The organism is Teichococcus aestuarii (assembly GCF_003116135.1).
In the GTDB taxonomy this organism is placed as follows: domain Bacteria; phylum Pseudomonadota; class Alphaproteobacteria; order Acetobacterales; family Acetobacteraceae; genus Pseudoroseomonas; species Pseudoroseomonas aestuarii.
Genome location: NZ_PDOA01000030.1, coordinates 17,197 through 30,465 on the forward strand (window position 1 = coordinate 17,197; position 13,269 = coordinate 30,465).

The 13,269-nt window shown below is 65.2% G+C and carries 8 protein-coding genes and 4 pseudogenes; 5 read left to right on the forward strand and 7 right to left on the reverse strand.

The genetic code is table 11. The features are described 5' to 3' along the window. Positions 1–1,023: 1,023 nt before the first annotated feature. The gene (locus tag CR165_RS22455; protein ID WP_109519146.1) at positions 1,024–1,359 is read right to left on the reverse strand and encodes a hypothetical protein; all 336 of its coding nucleotides are present in this window, start codon (positions 1,357–1,359) and stop codon (positions 1,024–1,026) included. A gap of 373 nt (positions 1,360–1,732) precedes the next feature. Between CR165_RS22455 and CR165_RS25250 the strand changes: the two genes are divergently transcribed. Continuing rightward, the gene (locus CR165_RS25250) at positions 1,733–2,494 is read left to right on the forward strand and encodes a hypothetical protein (protein ID WP_181378312.1); all 762 of its coding nucleotides are present in this window, start codon (positions 1,733–1,735) and stop codon (positions 2,492–2,494) included. 8 nt (positions 2,495–2,502) lie between these two features. Here the strand turns inward: CR165_RS25250 and CR165_RS22465 are convergent, their stop codons facing one another. Then, complete coding sequence (locus CR165_RS22465; protein ID WP_146202009.1) at positions 2,503–3,081, reverse strand: DUF4113 domain-containing protein; 579 nt, start codon at positions 3,079–3,081, stop codon at positions 2,503–2,505. 36 nt (positions 3,082–3,117) lie between these two features. Here CR165_RS22465 and CR165_RS22470 point away from each other — a divergent pair, with 36 nt between their 5' ends. Together CR165_RS22470 and CR165_RS22475 are read left to right on the forward strand one after the other, a co-directional pair. Beyond that, positions 3,118–4,518, forward strand: a complete 1,401-nt coding sequence (locus CR165_RS22470; RefSeq protein WP_109519148.1) for an IS30 family transposase — start codon at positions 3,118–3,120, stop codon at positions 4,516–4,518. Positions 4,519–4,525: 7 nt separating this feature from the next. Continuing rightward, positions 4,526–4,825 (forward strand): annotated as a pseudogene (locus CR165_RS22475) (integrase core domain-containing protein); the annotation flags it as partial. On the opposite strand, the gene CR165_RS22480 reads toward CR165_RS22475, so the two are convergent. Next, positions 4,822–5,904 carry an IS5 family transposase gene (locus tag CR165_RS22480; protein WP_109519152.1) on the reverse strand — a complete coding sequence of 361 codons (1,083 nt, stop codon included), beginning with the start codon at positions 5,902–5,904 and terminating at the stop codon, positions 4,822–4,824. The pseudogene CR165_RS22475 and the gene CR165_RS22480 sit on opposite strands and share 4 nt — an antisense overlap. A 74-nt stretch (positions 5,905–5,978) precedes the next feature. Further along, a pseudogene (locus CR165_RS26240) lies at positions 5,979–6,119 on the reverse strand (IS5/IS1182 family transposase); the annotation flags it as partial. 65 nt (positions 6,120–6,184) lie between these two features. On the opposite strand from CR165_RS26240, the pseudogene CR165_RS22490 reads away from it, so the two are divergent. Beyond that, positions 6,185–6,643: pseudogene (locus CR165_RS22490) on the forward strand (transposase); the annotation flags it as partial. Positions 6,644–6,726: 83 nt separating this feature from the next. Then, positions 6,727–6,950, forward strand: a pseudogene (locus CR165_RS22495) (IS3 family transposase); the annotation flags it as partial. Positions 6,951–6,965: 15 nt separating this feature from the next. Here the strand turns inward: CR165_RS22495 and CR165_RS22500 are convergent. The 3 genes from CR165_RS22500 to CR165_RS22510 all read right to left on the reverse strand — a co-directional run bounded on the left by CR165_RS22500 (position 6,966) and on the right by CR165_RS22510 (position 12,718). After that, a complete protein-coding gene (locus tag CR165_RS22500) occupies positions 6,966–9,755 on the reverse strand; it encodes a cellulase family glycosylhydrolase (protein WP_109519150.1) in 2,790 nt (929 codons plus the stop codon). Between the two features lie 265 nt (positions 9,756–10,020). Next, on the reverse strand, positions 10,021–11,331 hold the full coding sequence (locus CR165_RS22505) for an IS701 family transposase (protein WP_109519151.1): 1,311 nt from the start codon (positions 11,329–11,331) through the stop codon (positions 10,021–10,023). A gap of 349 nt (positions 11,332–11,680) precedes the next feature. Next, entirely contained in the window at positions 11,681–12,718 is a 1,038-nt protein-coding gene (locus tag CR165_RS22510; RefSeq protein WP_109519153.1) for an IS110 family RNA-guided transposase, read from the reverse strand. Positions 12,719–13,269: the final 551 nt, after the last annotated feature.

The window sequence follows — 13,269 nt, forward strand, 5'->3', positions numbered from 1 at the left end:
TCCCCAAATTGCTCCCTGACCGGCGGATCTGCCATCAGGGTCAGTGATGGAGTTCTCATGCTGGGGCAGCAGGCAAGCCGTGAGCGCGTGGGGTGGCTGCACTGGGATGGGCCTTAAAGCGGCTCAGAAGCCCGCCAGAGCCTCTCCTGATGCGGTTCAGCTACACCCCTACCGCTAACAACAGAAAGCCGGTCTACGGGCTTCTGAGGGGATTTTCCTCAAGTTCGGGTTTGCTCGTCCTAAACCTGCCGCAGGACGTGATCCGCAGCGGTGACCTGCCGCAGCGTTTGGAACGGCGGGAGGAGGGTGGCCGCACCCTTGGGGCGCTGAGGTGTCGAACACCCCGCGCCGGGCAATGCTCAGCTTCCTCTCCCGGCTTCCCTTGGCCCTGTAGCGGAACGCTTATCTACGAGAAGGTGGTCGATTAGGCGTCTGGGTCAACCAGGGCGTGAGAGGGGGTTTCAACACGACCGAAACCCCCCGTCGCCATAACCTCTTTGCCACAACCCGAGGGGCTATAACGCCTTATAATATACGAAAAAAATCTCTTTTTTTTTATATTATAGCATAACTAAGGGGGGGGACTCTTGGTGGTCTTTGGATCGTGTATAGGGGGGGGTGTCCCCCCTCTGGTGTTTTCTATAGGTGACGAAACCTAAACCATATCCTTCAAGAACAGCGCAAAAACATAGGTTTAGAGCCGGGTCGTTGATCGTTCGAGACGAGATGCGGTAGGTTGCGTCAACCCATCCCGCCAGCCTCGGCCTTGACTGAGATCACGGGTCCGTGTTGCGTTGAGCGCAGCCGGCCGAAGTGCCGGGCATCGCGTGTTGAGGGGACAGACAGTGGCCTTGCTGCCGACTGCCTTTGACGCCGCCAAGGTGCGGCCGTGTGTTGCCGATGAGGGCAGCCCGACTGACCCTGCACCCTGAGGGGGAACCACTCTCAATCTCCGCGGAGCGGACAGCCGTACCCTTTCGGGAGCAGAGGCCCGGAAGAAGACTTGTCCCCTTCCCCTGCCGATCAATCCACCCGCCAGCAGCGCCAGCCATCCTGCCACCGGCGGAAGGTAAAGCGGCGATTGGCCCAGAGCCGGCTGCCCAGGCCCCCGAAATTCGCCCGGCGCAGCATGTCGAGCGCACGCCGGGCGTTCTTCACCAGCCGCGTGCGATCAGCACCCTCCGCGGGAGGGATGTAGAAGCTGTCGCCTGGCTGCAGGGTCAGGAAAGGGTACTTCCGGGGCCGGCCGGGCGATCGCAGAGGCGGCAGCGCCACCTTCGCGGCCTTCCGGAAAGGGGTCGAGACGCTGCACAGATCGCCCCAGTCAGCTTCGGCGCGCTTCTTTGCAGGCTTGCCCATACTCTGACCTCAGCATGCCATCCTGAATAACAATACAGAACAATTTCTTAGCCGGCAGTCTCTGCAGGAGTTTTCGGGAGAGATTTGTACGGGAATTCTGTGGTCTTGGAGGCGTCATCACCATCCTGGCTGGAGAGCTGCCATGCCGTGACGAGCATAGCCCCGCACGCTCTGCGGCCTGCTGCCTGGATGCGAGGCCGCCAGTCATGGCTGGAGGCCTCGCAGGCGATGGTCTGCGCCGCGGCCTGCATTCCTGGGTGCCCAGATGACAATCCGTCCCAGGCCTCGTGATCCGCAGCGGCCATGGTGTGCCTGGGCTGCCGGCAGAAGGCTGCCAGATACGGCACCCGCCGATGATCCCGGGCGGGAGATCGTGACGACGGCCCGCTCCAGGGCCCGCGACCTGGCGCCGGAGCTGCGGTCCGTGGTGCTGACCCACGACCCGGATGCCGAGACGCTGGACCTGATGCGGCCCGGCGGCGCGGTGCCGCTGGCGGTGCTGCAGGAGGCCAACCGCGCTGTGGCCGCCGAGATGCTGCGGCAGGGCGTGGTGGTGCTGGTGCAGCAGGCCGACTGGGCCGCCGCCGGCGCTGGCGGGATGCGTGGCAGGGACGGCACCGGGAGCCCTGCCGCTTGGCGCGATCGCAGCCGCCTGCTGCACGGCGCCGAGGCCCTGCGGCGGATCGGCGTGGAGGCTCCGGCTCCATCGCGCCCGGAGAAGGGCGCCGGCACCCCGGCCGACCGTCTGATGCGGCTCTTCGCCAGCGAGGATGGCGCCGCCTTCGAGGCCTGCGCCGAAGCGCTGATCGGCCAGGGGCGCGACGGTGTGCTGGAGCAGGCGGTGCGCAAGGTGGCGCAGATCGCCCGCTATGACCGCCCCGACACGCAGTTCTACCTCGACCCGCCCTACTGGGGCTGCGAGCGCGACTACGGCCCGGGCGTGTTCGACCGCGCCGATTTCGAGCGCCTGGCCGAGCAGCTCGCCGCCATCCAGGGGCGCTTCCTGCTGAGCCTCAACGACACGCCCGGCGTGCGGGAGGTGTTCGGGCGCTTCGCCATCGAGGCCGTGGAGACCACCTACGGCATCAGCGGCAAGCCACAGCGCGCCGGTGAGGTGCTGATCAGCAACGCGTAGCGGCCGCATCAGAACGCCGTCGCCCGCAGGATCTCGCCAATGTGGGTGGTGTAGCGCGGCGACAGCATCGCGCGCCGCGTGCTCCAGCTCCGCGCGATGCCGGTCGCCGCCGGCCGCACCGTGCCGGCGCCGTGCTGGCGGTTGATCGCGTCCATCACCGCCATGGTGCGCGCCGAGGCCCGCGGCTCCCGTGTGGCGAAGAGCCGCGCCTGCCGGCCGGCCGGCACCAGGTCGTTCAGCACCACCCCGGCCTTGGCATAGCGCAGCCCGTCGCGCCACAGGCCTTCGGCCATGCGCACCGCCTCGGCGATCAGGTCGCGGCTGTCGCTGGTCGGCTCGATCCGCGCCGCGTGCTGCAGGTGCTGGTAGCGCTCTCCCTGGGCGTGCGGATCGGTGTGCATGAAGACCGCCAGGTGGCAGGCCTCGAGATCCTCCGCCCGCAGCTTCTCCGCCGCCCGATGCGCGTAGGCGGCCACTGCCTCACGCATCTCGCCCCAGCTGGTCACCGGCCGCCCGAAGGCGCGGGTGCAGGCCAGGCCCTTGCGGGTGGCCACCATCATCTGCAGCGGCAGACAGCTTACGTTCAACTGGTCGTCGCAACACCGAGATGGAGGGTGGTTGCGATGGCTGGTCGGCGGCGTTCAGACTGGGCTTTGCGGGCGAAGTCTCCTTCACCTGGCCGCCCGGGAGTAGGCCGGCGTGAGGACCGACGGCGGTTCTGGACGTTGATTGGGGTGGGACAGTCGAGTTGGGACGCGGCGATCGGCGTGGGGGTGTCGGAGGCGGTCGGGTCCCGCTGGTTTCGGGAGGCGGGCGGAATGCCACCATCGACGCTTGGACGGTCGTCAAAGCCGCCCTCAGGACGATACCTGTTGTTTGCGGAGCGCGAGGAGATTGCGCTGCTGCGGGCCCAGGGCTGTGGAGTGCGGGAGGTTGCCCGGCGGCTGGGGCGGGCGGCGTCGACGGTGTCGCGCGAGGTACGGCGCAATGCGGCCACCCGAAACGGCAATCTGGAATACCGGGCCACGACCGCGCAGTGGCATGCCGAGCGGGCAGCGCGGCGTCCGAAGCCGGCGAAGCTGGTGACGCGTCCGGCGCTGAGGGCGTATGTGCAAGATCGGCTTGCGGGCGCCGTGGCCGTTCCGGGCGGGGCTGCGGTGGCTGGACCAGCGGTGCCGTGGAAGGGCCGCCGGCACGGGCCGCGGCAACCACGGCGATGGGCGAAGGCGTGGAGCCCGCAGCAGATCTCGCGGCGGCTGCAGCTCGATTTTCCTGACGATGGGACGATGCGGATCAGCCATGAGGCCATCTACCAGTCGCTCTATGTCCAGAGCCGCGGCGCTCTGCGCCGAGAGCTGACGGCGTGCCTGCGCACTGGGCGGGCACTCCGGGTGCCGCGGGCGCGGAGCTGCGGGCGGGGGAAATCGCATGTCGTCCCTGAGGTGAAGATCAGCGAACGGCCAGCGGAGGCGGACGACCGGGCCGTGCCAGGACACTGGGAGGGGGACCTCATCCTCGGCCTGGGCAGCTCGGCGGTCGGTACCCTGGTGGAGCGCACGACGCGGTTCACGATGCTGCTGCACCTGCCGCGCATGCCGGGCCATGGAGACGGGGTTCGTGCGAAGAGTGGGCCGGCGCTGGCCGGGCATGGCGCAGAGGCGGTGCGCAGGGCCATCACGCGCACGATCACCGCCCTACCGGAGGCGCTGCGGCGGTCACTGACCTGGGATCAAGGGGCGGAGATGACGGAGCATCCGCGGCTGCGGATCGACACCGGGCTACAGGTGTACTTCTGCGATCCGCACAGCCCGTGGCAGCGCGGCACGAACGAGAACACGAACGGGCTGCTGCGGCAGTACTTCCCGAAGGGGACGGACTTGGCCGCGCACAGCGCCGAAGACCTCGCGGCCGTGGCTGCGGCCCTCAACACCAGGCCGCGCAAGGCGCTCGGCTGGAGAACGCCCGCAGAAGCTCTTGATGCGGTGCTGCAGTCAGCGCAAACAGGTGTTGCGACGACCAGTTGAACGTAAGCAATATCTCAGCATTCGGTACACGGAACGGCTGCTCGACGCCGGGATCAAGCCGTCCGTCGGGAGCGTTGGTGATTCCTACGACAACGCACTGGCCGAGACGGTGATCGGACTGTTCAAGACCGAGGTCATCCGCCGCCGCGGCCCGTGGCGGTCGTTGGAAGCCGTTGAATACGCCACCCTCGAGTGGGTGGCCTGGTTCAACATCCACCGCCTCCTCGAGCCGATCGGAAATGTCCCTCGCGCCGAAGCCGAGGCGCGTTACTATGCTGCGGGGGATGCACCAGCCCTGGCCGCTTAACCCAAACAAACCAGCCTCCGGGGAACCCGGGGCGGTTCACGCTTCATATTGTAGGCCAGATTGGCGAGGCCGATCTTCACCCGCGCCCTGGCGATGCCGATGGTGCGCACGACGAGCGCCATCGGACCCTTCTGCCGGGCAAAGACATGCTCGACGGTCGAGCGCACGGCCGATTTGCGCGCATTGGCCCGCCGCGTTCGTGCCGCCATCGGCCGCCCCGGCGGCTTCTTGCGGTGGATGCGCGAAACCAGGCCGCGTTCGGCCAGCCACGCCTCGTTCTTCGCCGAGCGATAGGCGGTATCGGCCCAGACATCGCTGGCGGTGTTGCCGGGATCGATCACCTCCGCCAGCCTCGCCCCGTCATGGGCCGCGGCATGGCTGGTGGCCCAGCCGCGGATCAGGCCGTGCCGGCGATCGATCGTGACATGGTTCTTGTAGCCGAAGGCCGGAACGGCGAGATCGACCTGCGGCGCGCCATCCTCGCGCGGCCTGGCCTTGGAGAACTTCACCGTCCAGCGCGCGTCGCGGTCCTTCTGGCGCAGCTTCGCGGGCTTCTCCGCCCAGCCCTCAGGGATCTTGCCCGCCTTGATCGCCGCCCGCTCACCTTCGGTGTTGCGCTGCTTTGGCGCGGCGACGATGGTCGCGTCGACGATCTGCCCGCCCATCGCCAGGTAGCCGGCGGCGCGCAGCATGGCGTCGAACTGCGCGAACAGCCGCTCCACCGCACCGGCACGCTTCAAGGCCTCGCGGAACGCCCAGATCGTGTTGGCGTCCGGCACCGGGTCGGCCAGCCCCAGGCCGAGGAAGCGCATGAACGACAGGCGGTCCTTGATGAGGTACTCGCAGCGCTCGTCCGACAGCCCGTACATCGCCTGCAGCAGCAGGATCTTGAACATCAGCACATGATCGAAGGCGGGCCGGCCGCCCTTTGCCCCGTCGGCGCGCGGTACAGCCCGCTCCAGTTCCACGCGGAACATGGCAAAGTCCACCAATGCGGCGATCCGCTCAAGATCGTCGCCCTTGGCCGACAACTCCCGCAGCCGCTCCTCCACATCAAAGAACCCAGGCTGCCGACCCATGCCCATCCCCCGCGCCAATCCGCGTCAGTGAATCAGGCCGTAGGCATCGTGACGAGGGGGTTTCTGGAGGTGTCCAGCTGACGCACCTCCGCGCGCAGCCACGACAGGTCGAGCACCCGGTCAACTCGGGCGAGGATGTGGTCGTCTGGGATCAAGTCACGCAGGGAGCCCGCCATAATAAGCTCGGTCTGCCCTCGAACCCTGCTTCCCAGCATCATCCGCCTCCGAACTGCTGATGACACCAAGCGAATCAGAATACCGAAGCTTTTTCAACGGCCCCCGGGTCCACTTTGGCCGCAATGCCGCCGCCCATGCGGGCAAGACCCAGCGCCGCCTGGTCTCCGCCTGGATTGGCACAGCCTTCGCCGAGGCCGATGCGCCCGCCGCCCATGCCCAATGGCGTCGCGTCGCCGACCAACTCCGCCCGAAAGTGCCGAAGCTGGCCGAGTTGATGGACGCCGCCGAACATGACGTGCTGTCCTACATGGACTTCCCGCGCGAGCACCGCGCCAAGATCCACAGCACCAACCCCATCGAGCGCCTCAACGGCGAGATCAAGCGCCGCACCGATGTCGTCGGCATCTTTCCGAATGAGGGCGCCATCACCCGCCTGATCGGCGCCATTCTGCTCGAACAGTCCGACGAATGGGCCACCCAGCGCGCCCGCTACATGACCCTGGAAACCATCGGCTCCGTGAGCGAAAATCCCACCGTCAGCCTGCCCGCCGTGGCTGCCTGACACGGCGGCTCACCCCGCCAAGGAGCACCGCTCCTACACCACGCCGAGGGGCACGATCGCGTGTTCGGTTTGATGGGGACCACTCCACGATGTCGGGCAAGGGAAACTGCTACGACAACACCATGGTGGAGACGTTCTTTAAGACGCTGAAGCCGTAACTCGTCTGGCGTACCGTCTTCGAAACCCGCCAGGAGGCCGGGCAGGCCATCGGCCGCTACATCGATGGCTTCTACAACCCCGTCCGGCGCCCCATTCCGCGCGCGACTTCACAAGCCCCGCCCAGTTCGAGAGAATGGCCGCCAGCTGATCCAACGCCTCTCCACTAAACCAAAGCAAGTCCATCTCCCGCATAACCCGTGACAGTAGAGGTAGGCACGGCAGGCCACGCCCTGTGCGCCGCTTCCAGCCAATAGGGCTGACTCTGGGGCGAAACATACTTGTCTAGAATCGCCATCTGCGGCTTATCAGAGGTCCCGGAGGGCTGAACCGAGAATGCGTAATCACCCCACCAATCGCCAGCGGCCCAATAAGTACCGCCCTGCCACACATCGCCATGCTGACGCATGAAGCCAAGCATATTGTCGAGCGCCGCCAGGCTGACCGCATCGGACCCAACGCCGAACTCACCGAGGAACAGCTTGTTGCCAGTGGCCTCGGCCCAGGTGGTGACGTCGATAATCCGTTCCACACCGATGTTCGCAGAGGCGACAGGTCCGTAATGGGAGCCGGAATTGTCGGAATCTAGATATTGATGCACCTCGATGGCGAAGTTGCCGAGCGGGTCTACGATGCCGTCGCCAACAACCGTGTCGTTGTCGCTGCTGACCCAGTTATGCGCGCCCGAGAAGTATGTGCCCGGCACAAGGATCTGCTGCGTCGCACCGGTGCTGCGGATCGCGGCGATGCCCGCATTGGCAATGTCAATCCATTCCTCTGTGGTGTGATCGTAGGGCTCGTTCATGAGCCCGAAGATGACATTGCCTTTCTCCAGGTACCTGCCTGATAGTCGGCACCAGACATCTTGGAAGTCTGAAGCCTCGACTGTGGATTTGTCGATGAAGTTCTCGTTGTACTTGCCGTAGTTGTGCAGCGAAACGATAACCGCGACGCCCTTCGACGCCGCGTAGTCGACGGCCTCGTCAACATACTTCATCTCTGCCTCGTCAAGAGACGCAGCAAGGTCAGGCTGAAGACGCTCCCATTTTAAATCCAAGCGAATGACGTCCATGCCTTTTGCCGCGAAATAGTCTATATCGGCATGTGAGGGGTAGATGTGGGACGTCCCCACAGCATCTGAGGCGCTAGGCGTACCGAAAGAAGCTCCAGCGATGTTGACGCCAAACAAATCAAGAATTCCATCACTCATGCGAGACGCAAAGTTTCCTATCGAGTTGTTGACGTTCTGCACCGCCAGCGTGAAGTCCTGCTTCACCGACAGCCCGCCGGCATCGGCGGCCTGCACCGTGACGGTCACCTCCGGCTCCGCCTCGTGGTCGAGGCTGACGTCGTCCTTCAGCTTGAGAACGCCCGCGACAACCTCGAAGCGCGCGTCCGACACGCTGTAGCCGTGCGTGTCACCCGCGTCCTGATCAATCACTGATAGCGTACCGACCACAGCACCCACGCTGTTCTCCGGCAGTTTATCGCCACTCAGACGAATAGCCGCCGGCATGTCATTGGCGTCGAGCACCGGCAGTGTAAAGCTTTGATCCAGGATTAGGCCCTGAGCATCGGTGGCCCGGATAGTTACAGTTACTTCCAGCTCCATCTCATGATCGAGGCGTACATCGTCCTTCAGCTTAAGGATGTCCTCGGTCACTTCAAACCGGTCATCATCCACAACGAAGGTGTGTCGGTCGCCATCATCAGGATCTGCCGCGCTAAGGCGGCCTACCACGGCACCGGCCACATTCTCGTAGGTGCTTGTCAGATCCAGCGCAATATCGGTCGGTGCCTCATTCGCATCGTTCACCGCGATGTCGAACGTGTGGCTGAGAGATAAGCCGGTCGAGTCCATGACTGTGACCGTCAGGCGCAGTTCTGCTTCGCTCTCATGGCCCAGTTCTACGTCGTCGCGCAGCTTCAAACTGCCGTCCACCACCTTAAAGCGGTCATCATTGACCGAGTAGCTGAAGAGGCCGCCGTCAGGGTCTGAAACTGTGAGCTTGCCGACCACGGCACCTGGCAGCGCCTCATCCACTGCCCCGCTGGAGAGGGTAATCCCGCTGGGCGCTTCGTCCACAGGACGCGGCAGACGGCCCTCTCCAGCGCCATAGGTCAGATAATGGGTGAGCGGATTTACGCCCTCCAAGGCGACATCAGGGTTGCTCTCCAAGTACTTCGCCGTATCGAAGCGCGCCGATGGATCACGCTTCTCCTGCCAGCCGAAGCGCATGTAGTGCGACAGTGGATCCATGTCAGATGCTGCCACATCCGGGTTCTGCGCCAGATAATATTGTGCATCGAACATGGCGCTCGGAGCGCGGCCTTCTGTGCGGCCGAACAGCACATAGTGCTGGTGCGCATCCATGCCAGCTCCGGACACATCAGGATTGGCTGCAAGATAGTATGCATCATCGAAGCCCTGCACCCGCAGCAGCCCAGGCTCGGCCGTACGTCCCTCATAGCGCCCAAAAGCGATGTAGTGCTCCAGTGGATTGATGCCCGCGGCCGCTACATCGAGATTAGCCTTGAGATAACCGGCGGTATCGAAGAAAGGAGAAGGATCGCGGCCCTCACGCCAGCCAAACACGCGGTAATGGAGCAGTGGGTCCATTCCCGAGGCAGCGACGTCCGGATTGGCAGCCAGATAGCCGGCGCTGTCGAACAGGCCGCCCATGTCGCGGCCTTCCTGCCAGCCCGACACAACGAAATGCTCATCGGCATCGATACCGGCCAGCCACACATCATGATTACGCGCGTAGTAGAGAAGATCCTCCACCAGCACCTGACCATCGGCGTCGTTGACAACGCCGTCAGTGAAGACATACCGGCCACCCGCAGGTGCCTTCGTGACGCTTCCATCCACACCCTGGATGGTGACGATCCCATCCCTGCTGAAGATAGTGGCCTCGATCAGCCGGAAAGGGAGAACTGTCTCGATTGGTGCCATGTGAGCCTGCAAAGCTTGAACATTGGGGAAGGTGCGTGCAGTGGTCCTGGACACCTCAGGCACGAACCGTGTGCGATTGCAGGCACCAAGAAGGCAAGTACCATCTTGCGCTCACGAACACTTGATATGCAAGCAAAAGTTGCGTTATAAGACAAATAGTAGAATATTATGCTACATTTTCTATTTCAGGTTTATGGATGTTTGTACTCAAGCCTTAGGTAGCTCTTAGCACTACCTGGGCACTCTATAGTGAGGTGATAGAAACCTATGTCGGCAGTGCGGACATCGGACTGGCGTGGCCAGGTGACTGAACAGCCGGTCGAGGATGGCGCGCCGCACGGCGGGCAGGCTTGGTGATGGCGGCGGGCCCGGCATTGGGTTCCGCATTTTCCCCCCGCCTCATCCGGCGGTGTGCGGCGAGGCGAAGGTGTTGCAGATAGGCGGAGGCGATGCAGCTCATCAGCGCATGTCGGTGCAGGCCGGTCCAGGATCGTCCCTCGAAGTGTCCCAAGCCGAGTTCCTGCTTCAGTTGCTGATGCGCTTGCTCGCAGACCCAGCGGGCCTTGATGGCGGCTGCCAGCACCTGCAGCGACGTGTCAGCGGGCAGGTTGCTCAGGTAGTATTTCCGTTCGCCGCCCGAGCGCCATTCACCCACCAGCCAGGCCTCGTCACCCGGCAGGTGCCGGTTGTTGCCCCAGATTGGCCCATCGCCGACCCGGATGCGCGCCGCGGCGAACCGGGCCGCCAACGCCCCTTTGGTGCCTTGCCGCCAAGCGATGCGGCGCCAGGAGAGGTCGGCCAGGACCTTCTCCGCCTCCACGGGCTGCTCATTGGGGATCGGCTTGCGGGCCCGCCCCGCCGGCGGCACCAGTTGCACGGCGGCGCTGTAGACCTTCTGGTTGCGCGGGATGCCGACCGCCCAGCGCAGGCCCCGAGCATCCAGGCCCTGGCGGAATGCCGCACTCGCGCCGTAGCCCGCGTCCGCCAGCACCGTGCCGAACCGCACGCCCGCCGCTGTCAGCCGGTCCAGCTCGCCGAGCGCGATCTCGCCTTTGGCTCGCAGCGCCATGGCCGTCTCCGGCACACCCGCCTGGACACAGCGCTCCCGGTCGCTGGTCCACTCCTGCGGCAGGAACAGCCGCAGGCCAACCGGGACGGGCACTTCGTCCTGCGCCAGGGTGAGTGAGACAAGCGACTGGCAGTTGGCCTTCTTGCCCAGCTGACCGCAGTACTGCGGCAGCACGCCCACCGACATCGTGCCCTTCTTGGGCAGCGCCGTGTCGTCGATCACCAGCCAGGCCTGAGGGCCGCCGACCAGCTTGTCCGCCTGCTGCGCCAGCACCGACCACAGCGGCGCGTCGTCCCAGGCCGTGCTGGCGATGAAGTGCTGCAGCTGGTCGTGGCTGCCCAAGCCAAGCCGGGCTGCCATCGGCTGCAGGCTCTTGCGCTCGCCAGGCCCGAGCAGGCCCCGCAGGTAGAGCGGCGCCCAGGTCCGGCGGGTCTTGCGTCCCATCACCGAGAGAAACGGTGCCAGCCAGCGATCCAGGTCCGCGCCACCACCAGGAATGTTCGTCATCGACGTCACCTCCAACAGGCAGCGTCGCACACCATCCGATCCCGCTCAACAGAAATGCCCAGGTAGTGTTAGAGGCTTGTGTGGACGGCCCCTACGACGCAAGGGCGATGAGACGTTTTGGCGCCGCGGTCGGGTGCGGTCATGTGTCCGGCCTGTCGATGCGGCTCTCATGACCGCTGGCCCTGATGCAATCCGCGACCCGGCTCCCAATCAGTTTGTCGCGCTGTGATGCGCAAGACTCTAAGCGGGATGTGCCGGGCCCCGGCTTCGACCGGTGTGCCATCACGTCGCCATCACCCTCACTACTCCACCGACTGCGGCGATGGCCGGTAGAGATCTCTTTATTGCTTCATACTGTGACGGCCTGGGCTGTGGCCGGGGCACGGTAGGTGCCACCCCTGACCAGCAGAGCCCAGATGATCCGAGCCGTCTTGTTGGCCTGCGCCACGGCGGCGAGCTTGGCTGGGCGGCGTTCCAGCAGCCCCTTGAGCCAGCTGGCCTCGTTGGTTGCCTTGGTTCTGGCATGGCGCATTACCGCCGTGGCACCCAGCACGAGCAGCCGGCGCAGGGTGCGGTCTCCCTGCTTGGAGATGCCGCGCTGCCGTTCCTTGCCACCGCTGGAGTTCTGTTTGGGCACCAGCCCGATCCAGGCGGCGAGATGCCGGCCGGAGCGGAACTGCACGGGATCGGTGATGCTGGCCACGATCGCCGAGGCGGTGATCGGCCCGATGCCGGGAATGGTGGCGAGCCGGCGACTGGCCTCATTCTCCTTGTGCCAGGTGAGGATGGCCGCCTCGATCGCCTCGATCCGTTCGCCCAGGGTTTCCAGCTCCGCCGCCAGCCCCCGCAGCGCCTGCCGGGCCAGCGCCGGCATCGTGGTCTCATCTTCGGCCAGCAGCACGGCCACGAGGTCTGCCACCCGGCTGATCCCCTGCGGGGCGATGATGCCCAGCTCGGCCATATGCCCGCGCAGGGCGTTCACCAGCATGGTTCGTTGGCGCACGAGCAGGTCACGTGTCCGGTGCAGCATCAGCACCGCCTGCTGCTCGGGCGTTTTGACGGGTACGAAACGCATCGTCGGCCGCGTCACCGCCTCGCAGATCGCCTCCGCATCAGCCGCGTCCGTTTTGCCGCGCTTCACGTAAGCCTTCACGTAGGACGCTGGCATCAGCCGGACCTCGTGGCCCAGGGCACGGATCTCGCGCGCCCAGTAATGCGCCGTGCCGCACGCCTCGATGCCTACCAGGCAGGACGATAGGCCCCGGAAGAACGTCAGCACCTCGGCCCGCTGCAGCTTGCGTCGCAGCACCGCCTTGCCAGTTCCGTCGACGCCGTGCGCCTGGAACACGCGCTTGGCGATGTCCAGGCCGATGGTGGTAACCTGCATGCGGGCGGCCCCTCTGTCCGTGGTGTTCATCCAACGACCGCCATCCTGGCACATCGATGCCGTGAAGCAGGGGCCGTCCACCGCATCAGTCTGGAAATTCATGCGGAACGACCAAGGCGCCTGACGAGGAGCATGATGGCGGCTGTTGATTGCCACTGAGACCTGGGATCTCCCGCACTTTCCGTGCTGCTGAATGGCAGGTACAGCGTCGGGGACGCAAATGGAGCACTGGTTGTTCCTCACTCCTGAGGTCTGTCATACTCAAGTATCTGCTGCCCCTGATCCCCTCTGGGTTGCTGGTCCGGCAGACCCTGCCGGTACCGGGCGGCCTTGTCATCGTGGCCGCCTCTCGCGGCGGCACGGCGGCCTGCCCAGACTGCAGCGCCCCGTCAGCGGTGGTACACAGCCGGTATGAGCGCCACCTGGACACCTCCAGAAACCCCTCGCGCTGGCTTCCGGCTGCTGATTGACTGGCGTGGCGATGCGGGCGGAGGCGGCGATGGCGGGGCAACCAGGGTTCTTCGACCTGTCGGATCGGCTACGGGAACTGT

Excerpts from the sequence above, each read along its gene's own strand:
- CR165_RS22480 (WP_109519152.1), bottom strand. The coding sequence starts at position 5,904 with ATGGGTCGGCAGCCTGGGTTCTTTGATGTGGAGGAGCGGCTGCGGGAG.
- CR165_RS22470 (WP_109519148.1), top strand. The coding sequence starts at position 3,118 with ATGGCTGGTCGGCGGCGTTCAGACTGGGCTTTGCGGGCGAAGTCTCCT.
- CR165_RS22505 (WP_109519151.1), bottom strand. The coding sequence starts at position 11,331 with ATGACGAACATTCCTGGTGGTGGCGCGGACCTGGATCGCTGGCTGGCA.
- CR165_RS22455 (WP_109519146.1), bottom strand. The coding sequence starts at position 1,359 with ATGGGCAAGCCTGCAAAGAAGCGCGCCGAAGCTGACTGGGGCGATCTG.
- CR165_RS22510 (WP_109519153.1), bottom strand. The coding sequence starts at position 12,718 with ATGCAGGTTACCACCATCGGCCTGGACATCGCCAAGCGCGTGTTCCAG.
- CR165_RS22500 (WP_109519150.1), bottom strand. The coding sequence starts at position 9,755 with ATGGCACCAATCGAGACAGTTCTCCCTTTCCGGCTGATCGAGGCCACT.